Source organism: Bacillus sp. FSL R5-0709 (assembly GCF_038004785.1).
Lineage (GTDB): Bacteria > Bacillota > Bacilli > Bacillales > Bacillaceae_G > Bacillus_A > Bacillus_A mycoides.
In genome coordinates this window covers 1,291,803-1,312,895 of record NZ_JBBORT010000001.1, presented here as the reverse complement: position 1 = coordinate 1,312,895, position 21,093 = coordinate 1,291,803, and the positions used below count along the sequence as shown (strand labels likewise).

Annotated in this window: 23 protein-coding genes, 2 pseudogenes and 1 riboswitch; of the genes and pseudogenes, 5 read left to right on the top strand and 20 right to left on the bottom strand. The window is 34.3% G+C overall.

The features are described from left to right. Window positions 1–142: 142 nt before the first annotated feature. The 7 genes and pseudogenes from MKX37_RS06730 to MKX37_RS06700 form a co-directional block, all read right to left on the bottom strand. Entirely contained in the window at window positions 143–1,492 is a 1,350-nt protein-coding gene (locus MKX37_RS06730) for an APC family permease (RefSeq protein WP_002126196.1), read from the bottom strand. A gap of 424 nt (window positions 1,493–1,916) precedes the next feature. Further along, window positions 1,917–2,885, bottom strand: coding sequence for a class 1b ribonucleoside-diphosphate reductase subunit beta (nrdF, locus tag MKX37_RS06725; protein ID WP_002011508.1), 969 nt, complete (start codon window positions 2,883–2,885; stop codon window positions 1,917–1,919). A gap of 94 nt (window positions 2,886–2,979) precedes the next feature. After that, window positions 2,980–4,365: pseudogene (locus tag MKX37_RS06720) on the bottom strand (ribonucleoside-diphosphate reductase subunit alpha); the annotation flags it as partial. A 401-nt stretch (window positions 4,366–4,766) separates the two neighbouring features. Continuing rightward, a pseudogene (locus MKX37_RS06715) lies at window positions 4,767–5,465 on the bottom strand (ribonucleotide reductase N-terminal alpha domain-containing protein); the annotation flags it as partial. After that, window positions 5,452–5,811, bottom strand: a complete 360-nt coding sequence (nrdI, locus tag MKX37_RS06710) for a class Ib ribonucleoside-diphosphate reductase assembly flavoprotein NrdI (protein WP_000959445.1) — start codon at window positions 5,809–5,811, stop codon at window positions 5,452–5,454. The pseudogene MKX37_RS06715 and the gene nrdI, both read right to left, overlap by 14 nt. A gap of 477 nt (window positions 5,812–6,288) precedes the next feature. Further along, a complete protein-coding gene (locus tag MKX37_RS06705; RefSeq protein WP_002011512.1) occupies window positions 6,289–6,606 on the bottom strand; it encodes a hypothetical protein in 318 nt (105 codons plus the stop codon). Window positions 6,607–6,631: 25 nt separating this feature from the next. Further along, on the bottom strand, window positions 6,632–6,826 hold the full coding sequence (locus MKX37_RS06700) for an abortive phage infection protein (protein WP_078421969.1): 195 nt from the start codon (window positions 6,824–6,826) through the stop codon (window positions 6,632–6,634). A gap of 261 nt (window positions 6,827–7,087) precedes the next feature. Between MKX37_RS06700 and MKX37_RS06695 the strand changes: the two genes are divergently transcribed. Then, the gene (locus tag MKX37_RS06695; protein ID WP_002126186.1) at window positions 7,088–7,666 is read left to right on the top strand and encodes a GNAT family N-acetyltransferase; all 579 of its coding nucleotides are present in this window, start codon (window positions 7,088–7,090) and stop codon (window positions 7,664–7,666) included. A gap of 60 nt (window positions 7,667–7,726) precedes the next feature. Here the strand turns inward: MKX37_RS06695 and MKX37_RS06690 are convergent, their stop codons facing one another. After that, entirely contained in the window at window positions 7,727–8,329 is a 603-nt protein-coding gene (locus MKX37_RS06690) for a histidine phosphatase family protein (protein ID WP_002126185.1), read from the bottom strand. A gap of 81 nt (window positions 8,330–8,410) precedes the next feature. Further along, complete coding sequence (locus MKX37_RS06685) at window positions 8,411–8,569, bottom strand: hypothetical protein (protein WP_002126183.1); 159 nt, start codon at window positions 8,567–8,569, stop codon at window positions 8,411–8,413. Between the two features lie 253 nt (window positions 8,570–8,822). Here MKX37_RS06685 and MKX37_RS06680 point away from each other — a divergent pair, with 253 nt between their 5' ends. Further along, on the top strand, window positions 8,823–9,008 hold the full coding sequence (locus tag MKX37_RS06680) for a YkvS family protein (RefSeq protein WP_002064385.1): 186 nt from the start codon (window positions 8,823–8,825) through the stop codon (window positions 9,006–9,008). A 50-nt stretch (window positions 9,009–9,058) separates the two neighbouring features. On the opposite strand, the gene queF is transcribed toward MKX37_RS06680, so the two are convergent. Genes queF through queC form a run of 4 tightly spaced genes read right to left on the bottom strand, consistent with a single transcriptional unit; the run spans window position 9,059 to window position 11,437 of the window. Beyond that, a complete protein-coding gene (gene queF, locus MKX37_RS06675; protein ID WP_002086808.1) occupies window positions 9,059–9,556 on the bottom strand; it encodes a preQ(1) synthase in 498 nt (165 codons plus the stop codon). Window positions 9,557–9,574: 18 nt separating this feature from the next. Then, the gene (gene queE / locus MKX37_RS06670) at window positions 9,575–10,291 is read right to left on the bottom strand and encodes a 7-carboxy-7-deazaguanine synthase QueE (protein WP_002126181.1); all 717 of its coding nucleotides are present in this window, start codon (window positions 10,289–10,291) and stop codon (window positions 9,575–9,577) included. Next, entirely contained in the window at window positions 10,284–10,775 is a 492-nt protein-coding gene (gene queD, locus MKX37_RS06665) for a 6-carboxytetrahydropterin synthase QueD (RefSeq protein ID WP_002011526.1), read from the bottom strand. Before queD ends, queE begins: the two co-directional genes overlap by 8 nt. Continuing rightward, a complete protein-coding gene (queC, locus tag MKX37_RS06660; protein WP_002168840.1) occupies window positions 10,775–11,437 on the bottom strand; it encodes a 7-cyano-7-deazaguanine synthase QueC in 663 nt (220 codons plus the stop codon). Before queC ends, queD begins: the two co-directional genes overlap by 1 nt. Window positions 11,438–11,530: 93 nt before the next feature. Further along, a riboswitch (PreQ1 riboswitch) is annotated at window positions 11,531–11,574 on the bottom strand. A gap of 208 nt (window positions 11,575–11,782) precedes the next feature. On the opposite strand from queC, the gene MKX37_RS06655 reads away from it, so the two are divergent. Further along, on the top strand, window positions 11,783–12,991 hold the full coding sequence (locus MKX37_RS06655; protein WP_078421968.1) for an ATP-binding protein: 1,209 nt from the start codon (window positions 11,783–11,785) through the stop codon (window positions 12,989–12,991). A 9-nt stretch (window positions 12,992–13,000) separates the two neighbouring features. Here MKX37_RS06655 and MKX37_RS06650 read toward each other — a convergent pair whose 3' ends face one another. The 4 genes from MKX37_RS06650 to MKX37_RS06635 form a co-directional block, all read right to left on the bottom strand. Next, a complete protein-coding gene (locus tag MKX37_RS06650) occupies window positions 13,001–13,117 on the bottom strand; it encodes a DUF6254 family protein (RefSeq protein ID WP_000038354.1) in 117 nt (38 codons plus the stop codon). Window positions 13,118–13,231: 114 nt separating this feature from the next. Beyond that, the gene (locus MKX37_RS06645; protein ID WP_002030551.1) at window positions 13,232–13,765 is read right to left on the bottom strand and encodes a DinB family protein; all 534 of its coding nucleotides are present in this window, start codon (window positions 13,763–13,765) and stop codon (window positions 13,232–13,234) included. A gap of 139 nt (window positions 13,766–13,904) precedes the next feature. Beyond that, window positions 13,905–15,599 (bottom strand): M3 family oligoendopeptidase, encoded by a 1,695-nt coding sequence (locus tag MKX37_RS06640; protein ID WP_002011536.1) that lies wholly within the window; start codon window positions 15,597–15,599, stop codon window positions 13,905–13,907. A 160-nt stretch (window positions 15,600–15,759) separates the two neighbouring features. Continuing rightward, window positions 15,760–16,206 (bottom strand): MarR family winged helix-turn-helix transcriptional regulator, encoded by a 447-nt coding sequence (locus MKX37_RS06635; RefSeq protein WP_078421967.1) that lies wholly within the window; start codon window positions 16,204–16,206, stop codon window positions 15,760–15,762. A gap of 194 nt (window positions 16,207–16,400) precedes the next feature. Between MKX37_RS06635 and MKX37_RS06630 the strand changes: the two genes are divergently transcribed. Beyond that, a complete protein-coding gene (locus MKX37_RS06630) occupies window positions 16,401–17,897 on the top strand; it encodes a DUF3149 domain-containing protein (protein WP_078421966.1) in 1,497 nt (498 codons plus the stop codon). Window positions 17,898–17,926: 29 nt separating this feature from the next. Here MKX37_RS06630 and MKX37_RS06625 read toward each other — a convergent pair whose 3' ends face one another. After that, entirely contained in the window at window positions 17,927–18,208 is a 282-nt protein-coding gene (locus tag MKX37_RS06625) for an aspartyl-phosphate phosphatase Spo0E family protein (RefSeq protein ID WP_002011543.1), read from the bottom strand. 489 nt (window positions 18,209–18,697) lie between these two features. On the opposite strand from MKX37_RS06625, the gene MKX37_RS06620 reads away from it, so the two are divergent. Further along, window positions 18,698–19,468 carry a divergent polysaccharide deacetylase family protein gene (locus tag MKX37_RS06620; RefSeq protein WP_002011545.1) on the top strand — a complete coding sequence of 257 codons (771 nt, stop codon included), beginning with the start codon at window positions 18,698–18,700 and terminating at the stop codon, window positions 19,466–19,468. A gap of 67 nt (window positions 19,469–19,535) precedes the next feature. Here MKX37_RS06620 and cbpA read toward each other — a convergent pair whose 3' ends face one another. Both cbpA and MKX37_RS06610 read right to left on the bottom strand, forming a co-directional pair. Further along, entirely contained in the window at window positions 19,536–20,159 is a 624-nt protein-coding gene (gene cbpA / locus MKX37_RS06615; protein ID WP_002126172.1) for a cyclic di-AMP binding protein CbpA, read from the bottom strand. A gap of 125 nt (window positions 20,160–20,284) precedes the next feature. Continuing rightward, window positions 20,285–20,914, bottom strand: a complete 630-nt coding sequence (locus tag MKX37_RS06610) for a class II aldolase/adducin family protein (RefSeq protein ID WP_002011549.1) — start codon at window positions 20,912–20,914, stop codon at window positions 20,285–20,287. Window positions 20,915–21,093 lie beyond the last annotated feature (179 nt).

The window sequence follows — 21,093 nt, the reverse complement described above, 5'->3', positions numbered from 1 at the left end:
ATCGTGCCAAGTGAAAATACTACGTTAATCATATCGTGTCATCCCCTTTACTTATGAATCTTTGAGTGACTTATGCAATGCTGCATGATTATCAAATATAAAAAGAAAAAGACATCGGAACTTATCCGATGCCTTTTTCTTTTTATATTTCCTGTGCTTCTTCAAAATGCATTTGCGGAGGAGCTGAACGGAACATATTTGTAACATATAGAAGGTAACCAATTCCAATAGCAGCCCAGCAAAGTCCCAAAATAAGTGAATGGATATTGAGATTAAACCATAGTACGGCTACAGTAGCAGCACCCAAAATAGGCATAACTAAGTAATTTAAGAAATCTTTTATCGTCTTATATCTTTTTTTCTTGATTATATAGTAAGAAATTACAGACAAATTAACAAATGTAAATGCAATAAGCGCTCCAAAGTTAATAAGAGATGCTGCTGTTTCTAAATCAATGAATATAGCGAAGAGCGAAATAATTCCTACAAAAATAATATTATATACTGGGGTTCTCCAGCGAGGATGAATGTATCCGAATATTTTCTTCGGAATTACATTATCTCGCCCCATTACGTATAATAACCTGGATACACTTGTATGAGAAGCTAAACCAGACGCAAGTGTCCCCATAAGGGTTCCTACTAAAAAGAAAGCTTGAAATAATTTCCCGCCAACATATAGCGCAATTTCTGGGGATGCTGATTCTTGATTTTTAAATACAGATGTATCTGGAAAAATAGATTGTGTAAAATACGTTGTAGTAATGAATAAAACTCCGCCGATTAAAGCAGTAAGAAAAATAGCTCGAGGAATTGTTTTTTTGGCGTTTGGTGTCTCTTCTGAAAATGTAGTTACTGCATCAAAACCTAAAAATGAGAAACAAAGAATTGTTGCACCTGCAACTAACGGTGATATTTGTATATCTGATTGAAAAAACGGCTGAATGGAAAAAACTTCTCCTGTTCCCTCTCCCGCTAATAAGCCTTTTATAACTAGAAAAACAAATACGGCCATTACTAACACTTGAAATATTACTAAGAACGTATTGAAATTAGCAGTAACATTTACGCTAATCATATTTATTAATGTAACCAGGAGAACAAAGCCAATGACCCATACCCAACTAGGAACACTTGGGAAAAATGCTGACATATAAATTCTCGTTAATAGTGCGTTCACCATTGGTAGAAACAAATAATCCAATAACGCGGACCATCCAACAAGAAACCCAAGCCTTGCACTAATTGTCTTCTGTGTATACGTATAAGCAGATCCTGCGGTAGGAAAAGCCTTTACCATTTTTCCGTAGCTTGCAGCGGTAAACAACATCCCCGCTAATGCAATAAGATAAGCTCCTGGAACATGACCACCCGTTTTTTCAGAAACGATTCCAAATGTGTCAAACCCAACCATCGGTGTCATATACCCGACCCCTAGCATAACAATTGACCAAAGCCCTAATGAACGTTTTAAACCAACTACTTTCCCCACCTATCATTCCTCCTACTTTCTCTATCTAATTTCCATTTAAAAATCGACAATCAAAAGGAAGCGTTTTCAAATAACCATATATCACACCGAGTACTACCTCCCTTTTTGTTGCTTTTTAAATATTCATGCAATTTTCAAGCCAAAATTTCTAGAGTTTAAAAATTCAATATTAAAAAGAACGTATAGGTGGAATTAGACCTCATTTCTTCTCATTTTTTATTCATTTTGACATAAATTATTCAATCTCTCATACGACTAAATATGAAAATAAAACCTTAATCCGTGTTTTTTCTTGATTCCCACTTCCTCAAAAATTGGGCTTTTACAAGATTAAAATATTTCCATGAAATAATAACATTATGTAAACTATTCATAGCAAAAAAGCTGTCTTTTCTATAAAGACAGCTTTTTCTATAACACTATATTAAAAATTGAATACGAAGTCATCGTCTGCTAACTTTTCAACATTCGTTGCTTTTACGTAACCATTTCCTTTTACAGAGAAGAAGTCATGGTTTTTCGTATCTGTACGTAAACCATTTAAAACGATTGGGTTAATTTCTTCTTCCTCAAACTTCGGCTCAAGTCCTAAGTTCATAAGTCCTTTATTCGCATTGTAACGAACGAAACGATTTACATCCTCTACAAGACCGATAGACGTGTAAATTTCTTCTGTATATGCCAATTCAATTTCATACAGTTCCATTAATAACTCTTGCGTTTCCGTTTGTACTTCTTGTTGCTCTTCTGCAGAAAGTTCTGTGAAGATTTGTTGTGCTAAAATACCAACGAATACGCCGTGAATTGACTCGTCACGAATTATTAGGTTAATAATCTCACCACTTGCCGTCAATTTACCTTGACCCGCTAAGTAAAGTGGATAGAAGAATCCACTATAGAATAAGTAACTTTCTAAGAACACACTTGCTACCATTGCCATGTATAACTCTTTTTTCGTTACTTCAGGCTTTAATAAGCGACGATAGTAACTAGTAACAATACCAGCTTTTTTCTCAAGTAATGGATGGTTATCTACCCATTCAAAAATATCATCAATTTCTTCTTCAGTAGCTAATGTTGTGAAAATATGACTGTAACTCTTCGCATGTACTTCTTCCATAGCGCCCATGAAAGCTAATACACTTTTCGCTTGTAAATTTTCAAGATGAACAAGTACAAGAGGCATCCCTTCGCCACCTTGTTTCGTATCTAAAAGTGTTAAACCACCTAATACACGCTTATAAGCAATTTGCTCTTCTTTTGATAATTGTGCCCAAGTATTTTTGTCAGAAGATACTGCGATTTCTTCTTCTGTCCAAAACTGAGCGATGTTTTGCTTCCAAAACATTAAACTAAAATCATCTTCTTTTTTGTTCCAGTTTACCGCACGCATTAAATCGCCCCTTCTCTAAATAAACATAAAAAATTGATAACTAAGCATGAGCAGGGTTCAGAAAAACCCTGCTCATAATGTCTCACTTTTTATATTAAACGGTACAAGCCACGCACTCTTCCACGCTTAATTTACGTGTTCTCGTATAATAAAGACTCTTCAAGCCTTTTTTATGTGCATAAATGTAGTAACGTGCTAACTCACGTGTTGAAATATCACTATTAACATAAAGAATTGTACTAATTCCTTGGTCAATATGTTCTTGAACTTCTGCGATTAAATCAATTAATTTAAACTGATTCATATCATAAGAAGATTTATAGTACCAAAACGTATCTTTTGATAAATACGGCATTGGATAATATGTTGTCGCATTCGCATACGTTCTTGATTCAATTTGACTTACGATTGGCATTACGCTTGAAGTTGCATTTTGAACGTAACTGATCGATTGTGTCGGAGCGATTGCAAGACGATATGAGTTGTATAAACCATTCTTCTGTACTTGCTCTTTTAAACTTGTCCAATCTTCTTTTGTTGGAATATGAATTCCTTCAAATAATTGCTGAATTTTTTCAGTTACTGGGCTGTAATCTGTCGTTTCATACTTTTCAAAGTATGTGCCGTTTGCATAATCAGACTTATCGAAGTCTTTAAATGTTTCGCCTTTTTCTTTAGCGATCTCCATACTTTTCTCAATCGAGTAGTAATTTAACATCATAAAGAATGTACGAGCGAATTCTTTCGCTTCAGCACTTTCATAAGCGATTTTATTTTTTGCTAAATATCCATGTAAGTTCATTGCTCCAAGTCCAACTGAATGAAGCTCATCATTTGCTTTTTTCACAGTTGGGGCATTCGGAATGATCGTCATATCAGAAACAGCTGTTAAAGCTTCCATTCCCGCATGAACTGCTTCACGAATTTCTTTATTTTCCATTACGTTTACGATATTTAACGATCCTAAGTTACAGTTAATATCACGGCGGATAATGTCTTCTGTACCGTAATCATTTATTTCAGAAGTTTCTTGTAGCTGGAAGATTTCTGTACATAAGTTCGACATCTTCACAGTTCCAATATCCTTCAGTGGATGCTGGTTATTTGCATTTGATTTAAACATTAAGTATGGGTAACCAGACTCAAGCTGAATCATAGCAATTTTAATCAGCATATCACGCGCACTAATATCTAATGGCTTCTTCTTCACTTTCGGATTGCTCATTAATTCATCGTACATTTCGTCGATATCTATATCATCTAAATGTTTTCCGTACTCTTTAAATACTGTATAAGGCGCGAAAACATGGAAAGGTTCGTTTTTCTCAGCAAGCTCAAAGAACTTACTTGGAACGATAATTCCGATTGATAGAGACTGAATACGGCTCTTCTCATCGGCATTTATTTTTTTGGTATCAAGGAATTCAATAATATCCCAATGGAAAATGTTTAAGTATACTGCACCTGCACCTTTTCGTTGCATATTGTTACTCCATATCGTCAAAACGTATGGGGGATAGTCATTTCTGCTATCCTCTCTATATCGCTATAGAGTTCAGACCATATCTTCTTCTCGCCAAATTCTTCATTTAACCATTTATCATATGTTTGATGCACATGAATATGGCATAAACTATAATAACTGTATACACCCTTTGAATTTGGTTGTTTTGAGAAGCCAGGTTCGAGCTACTTAGTCACCTACATAGCCACTTGGTCGTTGAACCTTCTCCTTATCTAATAAATTTAGGAGCTCGGCTGCTGATTTCCTGCAATCTTGGATTTTCAGGGTTCGCTACGTAATTTCTTCGTAGTATCCTACCTTGATATACTCAGGCGTTCCAGCAATTGACCTGGTTTTATAGTTGAGCCATAAAGTTAACCCAACTGATTCGCATACGAAAACGAATCTTCAAGTAATTTCATAACAGGTACTACACCACTTGCGGCGTTATCAATACCTTTAATTTGCTCACCACGTGCGCGTAGCTTAGATAAGTTTAAAGCTACTCCACCACCGATTTTCGATAATTGCATTGCAGTATTAATGTTAAAGCCGATTGAATTTAAGCTATCATCCATCTCTAACAAGAAACAAGACACCATTTCTCCTCTTCTGCTTCTTCCCGCATTTAAAAAGGTTGGTGTCGCTGGTTGGTAGTTTTGTTTTACAATCATGCTTGCGAAGTGTTTTGCCTTCGCAACATCACCGCGTCCTAAGTATAATGACACAATTGCTACACGATCTTCATAGCTTTCTAAGTATTGTTTTTGATCATTCGTTTTTAACGCATAATCTTTATAGAACTTAGATGCTGCCATATAAGATTGGAACTCGAAGTTTTCACCATAAGCGATGTTATAAACTCCTTCTACTTCCTCCAAGCTATACTCGTCCAGAACGTTGTAATAGTAATCATGTTCTTTCATATACTCCATTCGCTCTGCCACGCTATTAAAATGAACGGTATTCTCTCTAGCTTCTTCCATAAAGACTTCTAACGCCTCTTTATCTTTATGAAGCTGATAAAAACCGTCCTGCATTTGCGTGATTTCATTATTCAGTTCAATGTGTCGCAATCTCCCGCACCCTTTCTTTAAAATATTCTACATCATTATTTGTTCCAGATAACTCAAATTTTGATACAATAGGCACTTCATATTTAGTAGAGATTTTGTCAGCACTTGCACCAAACATGTCTCCCCAATTACGATTGCCACTTGCAGATACGCCTTTTAATTTTTCATTATTGCGTTCTAAAAAGTCTAAAACACGTTCCGGTACATTTCCAAAACCTGTTGTATACGTAATAAGAATAAAGTCTTCATCTAATACTAGAGCTTCATCAATTTGAACGGCCGGCATATTTAATTTGTGAATGAAACGCTTCACGTTTCCTGTCATAGAATCATATGCAACTAACATTTCCGACCCTCCCTCTCCAATCTATATTCTCTGTATGTCGTTTCTTGATTTCTCTATATATTGTATTACGTTTCAAAATAAGACACAAGATATATGTATAAATTCTTTCTTTTTTTAACTTTTACTTTTCGACATGACCGTCGATTTTTTTCAATACAAAGACTATGAAACAACATTCTAAAACTCATGTCAATAAAGTGCTTTTCAAAAAAGTTGTCAACGAATTTAACCTTATTTTTAAAAAAGTTACCAATATTTTTTGTCATAAAACAGTAAATGCTGGAGTAATATATTTCTCCAGCATCACGCAAAAAAGAACAGATATTAAACGATAATCTGTTCTAACAAACGATTACATTTATCAATTTTACTTTATTAAATATTATACATATTCTTTCGTTCCTCGTTACATACTAAAAGATAACTATTATAGAAAAAGATTATTATTATGGAACTTCAATTTATTTATGAAAAAAATTATTCAGGGTGCTCAATACGCAAAATATCTCTTACAAATATATGATGTGGATTCTCATCTTTATCGAGCATTGTACATACAGGAGCTTCTTCATCAAAGTATACGATCATTCCTTCTACGTACTGATATGTATGTTGAACTTGTACCGTTACTTTAATTTCTACTGCTTGTTCATACGCCCTTTTTATTTTCTGAAGCATTTTTGCTGAACATTTTCGTTTCTCTGGATACATAACCATTCCCATAAACCTATTCCCAGCTCTATCTTTCCACATATAATCCCAATGTGGCAATATGCCTTGTTTAAAATCCCCCATAATTCTCCTCTCCTTTATCTTCTATTTATGAACGTGGTGTTTCTGAATATGTATAAATTACCTGTCCACCGCGCTGTGCGTTCCCGATAATATGTTTAAAATCTTCTCGATTTACAACAACTTCTCTGAACGTATAAAATACATCTTTCGTCACAACATACTCCTTTATTTCATCATTTTTCAGCTGATCCAAAATTGTATTTGCTAATTGTTTATCCATGTATTTCACCTCTCTGCAATATTTTATTCTATCGCATCTTCTATAGGTCGACAACGGTAAAATTATCCCGTTACTATTATGTAATTCACTTTCATTATTTTTATATCTACATCACTTTATTATATTCGCACTAAATATCATATACTAACATAGCTACTTCTCTATATCAAACTTTTTGATACCCTGTATAACAAAGTTCCAAATCACTGTTTGATATTTTATTTTATGCTACAATATACATTTAGAACTAGGAGGGATACTATGATTCGGAAAGCAAAAAAGACAGATGCGGTAGAAGTAGCACCTTTATTGTATAACGCTCTGCACGAAATTGCTGAAAAAATCACAGGTAGCACAGTTGAAGCAAAAGTAATACTAGGACTTGAAACATGGTTCGTAAAAGAAAATAATCGATTGAGCTATGAAAACTGTTTAGTGGCTGAACAAGGTGGAAAGGTAGTTGGGGTTATTGTCGTTTATCACGGTAGTGACGCTGAACAACTTGATGCACCAATCATACACTACTTAAGAGAACTACATGAAGACGAATCCATTACGTTAGAAAAAGAAGCTGAACTTGATGAGTATTATATTGACACGTTGTCAGTTTCAAGTATGTACAGTGGACGTGGTATTGGCTCTAAATTAATCGATGCAGCTGAACTTCATGCAACTGAAAAAGGGCATGAAAAAATTGCCTTACTTGTTAATTTAGAAAACAAACGCGCTTTTTCACTATATGAAAAACTTGGTTACAAAGAAGATAAAACCGTTATGCTCGTCGGTGAATCGTATGCCCATCTAATAAAACCATTACGGTCATTGGTTTCTATATTTTAAAAGGACAATTCTTTTTTACTTGTTATGTAGAGAAAGAGGCTGCCAAAGGGACAGCCTCTTTTAAATTAATTTTGTATTTAATACATTTCCATCCATCGCCTCATGAAATGTATACGTTGTACATCCCCATGGCTTCCTATGAAAAATAGGCGACCCAGACCACCCCATTGCCCTCAGTTCAGTCCCAATCATCGCATTAAAATAACTATGACCTACAAGGGCAATATGTCCATGTACGAGCGCATAGCGGTGCAACATATTAGCGGCTTGCCTTGCTCTTTCTCGTACTTCCTTATAAGACTCAACCTCTTTACTATAACCAACTATCCATCGTGTACGTCCAATAAACATCCATACATTCGGTTTACATTTCAACCATTTTGGAGCATAAAAACTCGTTGGAACTTCCGCTTCCCTAAAAAGAGGATTTTGCACAAAAGATAGGGAATCCAATAACTCAGCCGCTGACTGTACAGCGCGCCTTTGATCACTCGTTACAACCAGTTTCGCTGATTCAATCGCCTCAATTGTTTCAATTGGTATAGGAGTTTCTTTTACTGTAGTCCCTAAATCATATTGCTTCATCCATTCACGAAATAAAATAATTGTCATTGGCTCTATAGTACTGTCCAAACGACCATGACGAATAAAAGAAATTCGCATTCTTTCCACTCCCCATTCATCACTTACGAACTATATTACGTACTATTTCTTCTTGCCATCATACCATGCATAAAAAGAAAGTTATATATCCCCACCACTATCATGTGTTATCGAGTTGTGCACACCATCCAGTCCATCAAAATATGTAGTTGTTTCATGATGACGCACTTTCTTCAACTGTATATATGAAAATAAAAATAATAAAATCGCTATAAAGCTCCCCACAATTTCAAACATCATTTTCCAGCCCCTAATTTCTCCCACTTTAGTAGGTCATTGTATCTTTTATTATACTTCCGTATAAAGATGTATGCATTTTCATCATTCTTCTCCTAAACAATATTTTTTACATATTTTCTTACAAAAAGTGAATATTTTTCGAATTTTTACTTTGGAAACATTTACAAAGTAGTAAATATAGTTCAAAATAAGAAGAAATAAAAAAGCCCAAATTATTCTTTTTTTGGGAAAACTGGAACAAGGAGAGTTGCTTATGCAGATCGCAGAAACTGGAGATATCATTGAATTTAAAGGTGGAATGCAAGGCCGTGTTCAAAAGGTAAATCAAAACTCCGTTATTGTTGATATAACAATTATGGAGAATTTTAGAGAACTAGATATGGAACCTCTTACAGTTGTAAGCCATAAAAACTATACTGTCATTAATCAACATGCATAATATAATAGAAAGAAAGGATCTGTATATCATACAGATCCTTTCTTTCTATATTAACGATTATCGATCTTTTCTGGATATAAATCGTGATTCATCATGCGGTAGTCTGCCATTTTCTCATACTTAGTTCCTGGGCGGCCGTAGTTACAGTAAGGATCGATTGAAATACCACCACGTGGTGTAAATTTCCCCCATACCTCAATATAGCGTGGATCCATTAATTTAATTAAATCATTCATAATAACGTTCATGCAATCTTCGTGGAAGTCACCATGATTTCGGAAGCTAAATAAATATAGCTTTAAAGATTTACTCTCTACCATTCTTTGTTCTGGAATGTAGCTAATATAAATTGTTGCAAAATCTGGTTGTCCTGTTTTCGGACATAAACTTGTAAATTCAGGACAATTGAATTTTACAAAGTAATCACGGTTTGGATGGTTATTATCAAATACCTCTAAAATTTCCGGGCTATATTCAAATAAATATTTTGTATTTTGATTTCCTAATAATGTTACATCTTTTAAATCTTCATCTAATCTTCCTGCCATTTTAAACATCCCTTCTCATCATACCCCTCGTTTATTTCCCCATACTAACGCATGAAGCTGAGGCAGTACTTTCGCATCATTCATTTCTTTACAATTCACAGCTTTTTCAATAAGCCACTCATATTTTTCTAATAGTTTTTTTATAAGCACCGCATCATCCACTGTTTTCGTATCATCATTCCCTACTTGTAAGAAAAATGGTACATTCGGATAACGCTCGTGCATCTTAACTGCATATTCAAAATCTTGATCATCGAATACTACTACTTTTAAACTAAAATCTTTCCCTGCTAGTTTATGAATAACAGAATCTAACATATGAAAATCTGTTTTCATAGTTGAACTTGGTGGTTTTGGAGAAATCGTTACCTCATCAATTTGAAGCAACCAATCTTGCCATTTACTCCCTTGCGTTTCTACCGCTGTTCGCATTCCATTCTCCTTTAATATAGAAAGAAGAAATTGCATATTTTTCAGCAAAACAGGATTTCCACCCGAAATCGTAACATGAGAAAAATTTTCTCCACCAATTTCTACAAGCTCATTCCAAATGTCTTCCGGTGTCATTTGTTTAATTTGATCTTTTGCCGATCCATCCCATGTAAAAGCAGAATCACACCAAGCACAGCTATAATCACAGCCCGCTGTACGGATAAACATTGTCTTTTGTCCTACAACCATCCCTTCTCCTTGAATGGTTGGACCAAATATTTCTAAGACGGGGATTTTACTCATCGAGCATCCACTCCCGTCTTACTTCCGCATAACTAGTCGGCGTCTCAAAAAGACGAACAAATTCAACACGAGCTCCCTTATATTCGTTCGCACGATTATCTTTCGTTAATGCTTCTGCCATCTTTTCATAAATCCAAACGACCATATTTTCAGCAGTCGTATTCATTTCTGGCAATGTTTCGTTTAAATAACGATGATCTAAATAAATTTCTATTTCATTTTTCCAAATCTCTTTTATATCTCCAAAGTCAATTGCAAGGCCTATTTCATTTACATATCCGCTAATTCCAAATACGACTTTATATGTGTGTCCATGTAAATTTTTACATTTCCCTTCATAGCAGTGTAAATGGTGCGCTGCGTCAAATGTAAATTCCTTGCTGACCATTACTCTTTTATTATGATATTTGAGTTGTTCACGCTGAATATCCTTGTCCATTTTTTGCAAATTTTCTACGATGCGAAATCCAAAAAAGTTATCCATTAGTTGCTCGCTCCTTCGCGTTCTTGTAGATACGTATCTAATCCCGCTTTACGAAGTTGACATGCTGGACATTCACCGCAACCATCACCAATGATTCCGTTATAACATGTTAATGTTTTTTCTCTAACAAACTCAAATGCTCCAAGTTCATCAGATAATTTCCATGTCTCTGCTTTATCAATCCACATAAGTGGTGTATGAATAACAAACGGATAATCCATAGATAAATTTAATGTAACGTTTAATGATTTCACAAACACGTCACGACAATCTGGATAACCACTGAAATCAGTTTCACATACACCCGTTACAATATGACGTGCTCCAACTTGTTTTGCTAATACAGCCGCAAATGATAAAAATAGTAAATTTCGTCCATCTACAAATGTTGATGGCAATTCACCTTCTTCATGTGTAATCTCCATATCCGTTCTCGTTAACGCATTTGGAGCAAGTTGATTTAATAGGCTCATATCTAGTATCGTATGTTTAATTCCTAGCTCTTTCGCAATTTCCACTGCACAATCAATTTCTAATTTATGACGTTGATTGTAGTTAAATGTTACAGCTTCCACTTCTTCAAACTGCTGTATCGCCCAAAATAAACATGTTGTACTATCTTGTCCACCACTAAAAACAACAACTGCTTTTTCTTTTTTCATTTCACTCATTCTCCTTCTCTACTACGAATAAGAAGAAAGAACGTTCTTGAACTGTCACAATAAAAAAACAAAACAATACCTAATGATATTGTTGTTTCCATAGTTTTTTATAGAGGGAGTTCGCGAACCTCTCCCGTGCAGTGCACGGAATTTCTTCTTTCATTGACAAAGATTATTGTAACATATTGTATACTACCAGAAAAAATTTCTGATTTTTTCCACTATTTCGCATTTCATTTATTTCATTTTATAGTATGATTAATTTAATGTTAGAAGAGAGGAGGCATCCCACTGGAACTCTTTATTATTTACCTCTTTTTAAATATATTATCTATTCTCGTTACAATGCTCGTATATCATTTATTTTGGAATCAGAAAGGGAAACGATCTCCTAAATTAAATTCAGCCATATTTATTGTATTGTGTTGCCTCGCTACCATACTATGTATCACTTTCGCAGCAAAAACAAATAATGGTTTTCAGTTCGACATGCGACATATCGTATTAATTGTCGGCACGTTAACGGGAGGGCCTATTGCTGGTGGCTCTATTTTAGCTGTATTAAACATTTATCGCTTTTTATTGGGAGGAATAGGTGCGTTTCCATCCTTTATCGCTTCTATTCTCCTATTTATTGTTCTACTATTAACATACAAATTTTTTAATCGAAGTTCTAATCATATAAAAATAACACTTGCTATTTTTTACAGTCTTACTTATGGATTTGGTTGGATACCATTTTTCCTTGCAAGTGTTACAAATGAGGCAGATTATATACCACATATCATTGTGTACGAACTATGTACGATGATTGGCACGATCCTTATTTTATATTTACTACACATATTACAAATGCAAGTTCGTCTCCAAAATGAACTTATGAACGCTGAGAAATTTCATTTAATCGGCGAAATGGCAGCTTCTATCTCTCATGAAATTCGTAATCCTTTAACTGCAACGAAAGGTTTTTTACAACTTTTACAGTCAGATACATGTTCTGAGAAAGAACGAAAATTATATATCGACATAGCCATTAATGGTATCGAGCAAGCAAATCACGTTCTTACAGACTACTTAACTTTTGCAAAACCGAGTATTGAAAAAGAACAACAATTACAAGTAGAGGAAGAATTACTTCATGCGTTGTCTTTGATCACACCTCTCGCCAATTTAGCAAATGTTCGTATAAATTATATAAAACAAAGTACATCTTTCTTTATCGCTGGCGAAAAGCAAAAACTGAACCAATGTTTATTAAATATTTTTAAAAATTGTATTGAGGCTATGCCTACAGGTGGCGACCTTATTCTTACATTAGTTCCAAACCATAAACATATACAATTATATATAAAAGATACAGGAGTTGGTATGGATCAAGAACAAATAAAACGCCTTGGATCACCTTTCTACTCAACGAAAGAAAAAGGGACCGGACTCGGAATGATGGTCGTCTTCAGCGTCATTCAAGCAATGGATGGAAAGATTGATATTATAAGCGAAAAAGGGACAGGTACAACCTTCTTATTAACTTTCCCACTCATACAAAAAACGTGATGAACTTCATCACGTTTTTTCTGTTCCTTCAACTAATTCTGCAAAAGCTTTCACTTTCCCATGTGGCTTTTGATTTTCTTTCCGAGCTTTCCAGGCGCGCTCTTCTTCTCTCTTTTTCTTTGACATGCTTTTCAACTCCTTCTTTTTTTTCTTTTCTTTTCTCCATGTAGTATTCCAAAATGAGAAAGAAAACTATGCATGAGTAAAAAAGAAAAGAAGCGGTTCCCCACTTCTTTCATTTTAACGCTGTAAAATTGCATGTTTCGCTTCTTTTAGCTGTGTAAGATGTCTTTGTTCGTGTAAATCTAGAAATTGAACCCATTGATATAAATTCAAATCATTAAAAATAGGATGTTTTAATCCATTTTCAAATAATTCTTTTTCATCTATTACACTATGAAGGGCATGTAATAATTCTTGTCGTGAATGTTCTAGTAATTGAATTCCTTGCAGTTTTTTCATTAATGTTTCTGTTGGTTTCATTTGTTGAGGAGCTTCCCTTTTATGTGTGCGATCAAGCGTAAGTTGGAGGTCTTTAAATGGAGCAAGTTTTCTTTCTTTTTTTTGCAAAGCATATACAAGGGCAGATGTGACAGACTGTTCAACTAAATGCAAATGATGCAAAATTTGAATAATACTCCATTTATCACGGCGTGGCTTTACATTCACCTCCGTATCATTTAACATTTCAATTTCTGATAACAGCGTGCTTCGTGTAGACTGTAATGAGTGGACTAAAGTTTCTAAACTAACATCCATATTAGATTGAAGCATAGTGCTTTCCCCCCTTTTGTTGGTGAAAAGGGGCGCTCCCCATTAAAAACACCCCTAAAATAATTCTGAATTTTCTTTTATTATCTCATCATTTTTCTATTATGTCGATGTTAAACATAGGAAAAAAGTGCATGTTTTTTTACAATTTTGTGTCGTCAACAGCACGTAACCACGCTTCAATTTCTGTAATTACACTTTTTACACACCCTTCAGCGAATGGTGATGTTAAATTTGCAACTTCTACTAATTCTAAGAATGATTTACTTCCACCTTGTTGACAAAGATTCACATAATCTTCCCAAGCCTCTTGTCTATTATCTCTTGCACGTTTCCAAAATTGCAGTGCACAAATTTGAGCTAACGTGTAGTCAATATAATAGAAAGGTGAGCTATAAATATGACCTTGACGTTGCCAGAAACCACCACGCTCTAAATAATCATTATCTTCATAATCACGATGTGGTAAATACTTCTTCTCTATGTTACGCCATGCTGACTTACGCTCTGCTGGCGATGCTTCTGGATTTTCATATACATAATGTTGATATTCATCTACAGATACACCGTACGGTAAAAATAGAAGTGCTGAACTTAAGTGTGAGAAATAATATTTATCCGCATCTTCTTCAAAGAATAACTTCATCCATGGCCATGTAAAGAATTCCATACTCATTGAATGGATTTCACATGCTTCATATGTTGGCCAATTATATTCTGGAATTTCATACTTACGACTTTCATATACTTGGAAAGCATGACCAGCTTCATGTGTTAATACATCAATGTCCCCAGACGTTCCATTAAAGTTTGAGAAGATGAATGGCGCTTTATAATTCTCGATATATGTACAATATCCACCACCAGCTTTTCCTTTTTTCGCAACTAAATCTAATAAATCATTATCGAGCATGAAATTAAAAAACTCATCTGTTTCAGCTGATAATTCTTTATACATCGTTTTCCCGTGATTAATAATCCAATCGGCATCGCCTTTTGGAGTTGGATTACCTGTAGCAAACTCAAAGTTTTCATCATAATAAGCGAGCTTTTCTACACCAATGCGTGCTTTTTGTCTATTTCTTAACTCGGTTGCAACTGGAACGATATAATCTAATACTTGCTGACGATAGTTCGCTACCATTTCAGCATTATAATCTGTACGATACATTCTTGCATATCCTAATTCAACAAAGTTTTTAAAACCAAGTGTTTTTGCGATTTTCGTTCTCACTTTAACAAGCTCATCATAAATACGATCTAACTCTTCCTCGTTCTCAGCTAAAAATCCGTAGTATGCTTCACTTGCTGCTTTACGTTCACTTCTTTCTTTTCCTTGCATAAACGGAATAAGTTGCGATAACGTTCTTTCTTCTCCTGCAAAGTCAATTTTTGCAGATGCTAATAACTGCGTATATTGTGAAGACAATTTATTCTCTAATTGTAAATCTTTCACTACTTCATCTGAATATGTTTTTAAATCACATTCAGCTAGAGCAAATAATTGCTTTCCATAATACGCCTCTAATTCTTCGCGGAATGGAGAATGAATTAACGCATTATAATACTTTGTACCATACCCTTGTACAACTGGAGAGAATTCATCAAAGAAATCCTGCTCATCCTTATAAAAGGCATCTGTCGTATCAACAGAATGACGAATGTAACAAAGGTTACCCATTGTACCAAAGTCATTACGAATTTCATTAATTGAATTGATAACTTGTTTTTGTTCTTCTACAGTTTTTGCGTTATCAAACTTCTCTAAAGCAACAGTAAATTTCCCTTTTAATTCTTCAATATTTGGCCGTTTATATTCATAGTCTTTAAATGACATGAACGAGCCCCCTCTCCATTATATGCATCATTATTATAATTCAATTCTTACTTACAAATCTCCTCTTATTCTTCAGCAAAATGCGGTAGATGATGTCATAAATACATGCACACAAAAAAGCCTTGGATTTCTTTATCCAAAGCTCCTTTGGAACATATCATCATTTTTCATACTTTCCAATTTTTTTCAATAGCTCGAGTAATTCATCCTTCTCATCCTTCGTTAACATTTCAAAAGACTGATATATAACTCGCTCATGACCTGGAAAAATAGAAGCAATAAAGCTCTCTCCAGACTCCGTTAATTGTGCATAAATAACACGCCTGTCATTTGGACATGGAATTCGTTTTACAAGCCCTTTTTTCTCTAGCTTATCTACAACGTATGTAATGCTGCCACTAGCTATTAAAATACGCTCACCGATTTGCTGAAGTGGTTGGCCTCCTTTATGATATAGTAATTCTAATACAGCAAACTCAGTTGGATTTAATCCGTTACTTTGTATGGATTTATTTGTAGTATCCATAACAGAACGATGTACACGGGATAATGCAATAAATACTTTTAAAGATTGAGAAATGTCTTCTCGCTCATTATTTGATGTCATACCATTTCAACCCTTCACTTAAATTCTCCGCAACAAAAAGAAAAGCAACGTAGTACCTCATTACAACTTCCGAATGAATATTCACTCATTCCTTTTCCTTTCCCTAATGTAATGCAAATGATTCTTGAATAAAAACATGACAATTTTAACATAGTTTATATATAATGATAATAAAAAAAGAAGGAGTACCAAATTTGAAAGTCAAATTACAAAGCATAGTTTTTTACATACTGCTTGTTATACTGCCAACGATAGGGATTGGTGCCACATTTTTTTCATATCACACTTATCAAATGAAACAGGCAAACAAACTATCTGCTCACACTGTTCTCTTTTTATATAGAGACTATTTAGACCATCACCTTGGTGAAGCTATATCTGCCTTAGAAATGCTCGCAAAAGTCGTAGGTACCGAAACTGGCAACATCAATGGGATTAAACAGATTGTACATGATACCGATGGAAATGATCAACGTTTTTCCGGTCTATATTACGCTACGACAGATGGGATGATTACACTCGCATCCCAAGGCGATTCGCCGCCTATTGACGTTTCTGACCGCCAATACATCCAAGATGCATTGCAATCTAAGAAAACAACTGTATCATCAGTTATTACAGATCGCGTTCTTGGACATCAAGCTATTATGATTGCGTCTCCAATATTTAATAGACAAAAGGAACTCTCAGGATTATTATTAGCAAGTTTACGCTTTGACTACATTTCAGCCTCTTTAAATGCTATTAAACCACAATATCATTTCGAAGTGACTGATAAACATGATGTAGTTTTTCTAACCGATGATAATAACGAAACAAGCGATGGGCATTCTAACATGCTTACTACCCCACTCCAAAGATTAAATTGGAAAGTCTCTGTTTCTCCGTTACCTATTCATCAACAAACTTTATACCAGTTAGTTTCAATAGAGTGTATAGCTACTTTATTTTTAATGTCTATTTTATTTTTACTTGCTCAATATATGTTATTAAAACGTCAAACAAAACTAGAAAGACAACAAAATGAACTACAAAAAATTGAATTGGTTGGAACTTTTGCAGCTAGTACAGCTCATGAAATCCGTAACCCTCTTACTGGAATTAAAGGACTCGTTGCTCTGTTAAAAGAGAAATATAAAGATGAACAGGATCAGTTCTACTTTTCCGTAATCGAACAAGAAATAGAGCGGATTAATGAAATTGCAAGCGAATTTCTTATTCTTGGAAAACCAACTGCCATCATTGAACAAACATATGATGTAAGAACGATTCTTAATGAGGTCGCATTAATTATCCAATCTGAAGCGAATCTACATAACATTGTATTTCATTTACATTTGCCAGACCACCCTGTTCGTATACGTTGCTCAAAAGACCATATGAAACAAGTGGTTTTAAACATTACAAAAAATGCAATTGAAGCTATGGCTTCTGGTGATACATTAACCATTGTAGTAACAAACAACGAAAAACACGCACACTTGCAAATTATTGATACTGGAAAAGGGATTCCTAAACATATTCAAAAACACCTCTTTCATCCGTTCTTTACTAATAAAGATACTGGAACAGGTCTTGGGCTTGTTATATGTAAACGAATTGTAGAGATGTACAGTGGGCATATATTTATTGATAGTAAAGAAAACAAAGGAACGACAGTTCATATAGAGATTCCATTACACATAGTATAATTATCCTTATCCTAAAAGGGTAATTATACTTATTTCATAAAACCAGCTACAAACATTCTCCAAAAATTGTTTGATTTCCCTTCATACCCAATTTGAAAAATAGGAACCTTTATAATTGAAAACCATTTCGGTGTTTGTTTTTCTTTGTAACGCTGATACTGTACGATAAGCTTGTCCAATTCTTGACTAACTTGAATTGTCTCCATACTATTTAACCCACTTGTTAATCCTAAATGAATCATTTCTTCACGTTTCATATGAATATCATGCGAAAGCTTTTCTAATGTGTACTTCCTTTTTACAGTAAACATCCATATCCCCCTTATTTTTCTTCCATACTCTCAACGCCTCTTCTACTTTAGCCCTTTAAACACTTAATTCTATTTAAAATTGAAGAATCAGAAAATTTAACATTTTTCCCCTGTAATTTACAAATCCTTACCCTCACTTTGAGAATTATTACAAATTATTCTATCTTTGTAAATACATTCGCAATAATAGACATTTTTTTCATCTTCTTTTTTGTAAATACTCAGTAAACAGTGGATTCTCTATTTTCAATGTACTTTTCTTCGACATTTTTTGTTTAATTTATGTAAAAACGCAAAACATAATGATGATTGATAAAGTGAACTTTAATCAGTGGGGGTTTTGTCCATCCTCCACTAATTATTAGCCTTCACCAATCGGGCGTTTATGGGCAGTGGATTTTCCACCTAACTTCTTTACTCCAGCCAAATTTTGAGGTGGGAGTCTTACTGCCCGCAAATAGCGGGATAAAATAGAAAGGAAATATTTATATGCGCAAATATACTATTACAGTTCTTATCTTCACCCTGTTCATACCATTCTTCCTCTTTCCTATTCAAGCAAACGCTCATACGAATAAAGTTGCTATTGTCATCGATGATTTCGGCAATAATATGAAAGGCACAGATAAGATGTTATCACTTCCTATTCCACTCACTGTTGCTGTTATGCCATTTCTTCCTTCTACTAAACAAGATGCAATAGCTGCCCATAAAAAAGGGCATGAAGTTATTATACATATGCCAATGGAACCAATTAGAGGAAAAAAAGAGTGGCTTGGACCAAAAGCGATTACAACAGATTTAAGCGATGAAGAAATAAACAACCGACTCGAACAAGCAATTCAAGAAATACCTCATGCAATAGGAATGAACAATCATATGGGATCAAAAGTAACCGCTGATGAAAGGATTGTACGTCTTATACTTTCTGCCTGTAAAAAACACGGTTTATTTTATTTAGATAGTAAAACAAACCCTAATAGTGTTGTCCCAAAAATCGGTAAAGAATTAGGCGTTCCTATTATTGAAAACCAATTATTTTTTGATGATGTATATACGGTAAGTCACATTTCAAAACAAGCACAATTACTCATAAAAAAAATCCAAGACAAACCCATTATGGTAGCTATCGGACACGTTGGGGCTCCAGGTGAAATTACATCACGTATTATCGAAACTTCTATTCCTAAAATTCGTGAGCATGCAGACTTTATTTTTTTATCTGATTTAGCATTATCTCCACCTTCTGTTTCAAAATAAAATTCATTTCTCGCACTAAAAAAGATACCTATCTACACATAGCAGATAGGTACCTTTCCTTTTCAACTTAAATATAATCTACATGACTCACCCTGAATCCCTTTTTCTCTATCTTTTCAATTAATTGCTTTAATTTTTTTTCATTTAACTCATCCGATATATTTACGATAACACGGCGAATATATTGATCACCGTTATCAAGCGTAAACAGTCCACCGATATTATATGCTTTTAATAATGTCCCAAGCTCTTTAATTGTTCCCTTACAATCTTGTGTTGCAATTGTTAATATATAACCACCCGTCCGCATACCGAACGAATCCTCAATGACATCAAATACATTAGAATGTGTTAAAATGCCGACAAATTCATTATACTCATTTAAAACCGCTAAAAACGGGAGACGACGAATAACGTAAAAAGCTCTAAAAAAAGAATCCTTTTCAAAAATAAACGAATTTGGACTTTCCAGTACATCTTCTATACTTACATCCTCTAATCTGCTATTACACTTCTTTTCTAAAAGATCTACTTTATAAATAATCCCCGTGAATTCCTTCTCATTTTCTGCTAATACAGGAATTGCGCGAAATCCCGTTTCATTCATAATTTGTAACGCCTTTTCACCAGAATCATTCGTTTTGCAAAATGTCACCTGCTGTTTTGGCAGAAAATGATATTTAACTCGCAAAATATGTTCCTCCTTACATGTCAACATGTAATCTATATATAATAAGGAGACCTATATTTTATGAGTAAAATCTCTTTTTAAAACGCTTTCATTTTTAAGGGATGGTAATCTCTGTGAATACATCTTTATATAACAGAACTTTTTGCCCCTTTTATCATTAAAAGCTTTACGTGATAGTTCATTAAATACTCTATACCTTCCAACCATTTTTTCGCTTCTTCTGGAGTTTTTCCCCACACGATCATTCCGTAATTATGAACAAGGACTACTCCTCCACCTTCAATAAAATTCGGAACATTATTTTCTAATAAATTAGCGAATTTCTTTTCATCTTCTACAATTGGAATTGTCATTTCTGTAATACCGTCTTTTCCAAAAACACGTTCCACACTACGTTTTTCGAATGTTACTTCTCCTTCTTTCCCATATAGCTCTGACATTAAATGACTATCTACAGTCTGGACTTGTAAAATGCATTCTGCACTACTTTTTTTATAAATATCCGCATGCATAAATGACTCTATAGCTGGTTTTTCTTCGTTTTCAAATACTGGCTCACACATGCAATTTACGACAATAAAATCTTCTTCAGAAAATACCCCTTTATCTCTTCCCTCTACATTCACTAAAAATGTTAATGGCTCTTTTGACGTACACATCGATAAACTAATTTTCGTACCATAAAACCAATCGCGAAGTGCCAATTCTGCTTTCACATCTTTTAATTCGTTCCATTTTTTCAGAAAAAATAACATTTCGTCACCCCCGGCGTAATATTAATATAATATTCAAATCCTTTCTATATAAAAGGAATGTTTTTTGATTATTCTAAAAATTTAATTGAATTATCACACGAGAATGCCTTTTTGTCAATATGGTTTCAGCACCTATCGGAAAAATAGGCCTATCACATGTAAACACTCCTGTCTATTTA